Origin of the sequence: Curtobacterium sp. P97 (assembly GCF_023712445.1) — a bacterium.
GTDB lineage: Bacteria > Actinomycetota > Actinomycetes > Actinomycetales > Microbacteriaceae > Curtobacterium.
In genome coordinates this window covers 1-439 of the sequence record NZ_JAMAYF010000145.1, presented here as the reverse complement: position 1 = coordinate 439, position 439 = coordinate 1, and the positions used below count along the sequence as shown (strand labels likewise).

Annotated in this window: 1 protein-coding gene; it reads left to right on the top strand. The window is 68.8% G+C overall.

Going from position 1 to position 439, the window contains the following annotated elements; all coding sequences use genetic code 11:
- Positions 1-439 (top strand): GTPase (locus tag M3677_RS17365; protein WP_251161195.1); only part of this gene is annotated, 439 nt, incomplete at both ends.

The window sequence follows — 439 nt, the reverse complement described above, 5'->3', positions numbered from 1 at the left end:
CCCGACGAGCGCCTCGGGAAGCTCGCCGAGGTGTTCGGCAGCGCCAAGCAGATCCCGGCCACGGTCTCGTTCGTCGACATCGCCGGCATCGTGCGCGGGGCCAGCGAGGGGCAGGGGCTGGGCAACAAGTTCCTGGCCAACATCCGCGAGTCCGACGCCATCTGCCAGGTCATCCGGGTGTTCACCGACCCCGACGTCGTGCACGTCGACGGCAAGGTCTCGCCGAAGGACGACATCGAGACCATCAACACCGAGCTCCTGCTGGCCGACCTGCAGACCCTGGAGAAGGCCGTGCCGCGGCTGGAGAAGGAGATGCGCAAGGACAAGGACCGCAAGGCCTTGTACGACGCCGCGGTCGAGGCGCAGAAGGTGCTGGACGGCGGGCAGACGCTGTTCAGCGCGGGCGTGGACAGCGAGCCGCTGCGCGAGCTGGGCCTGA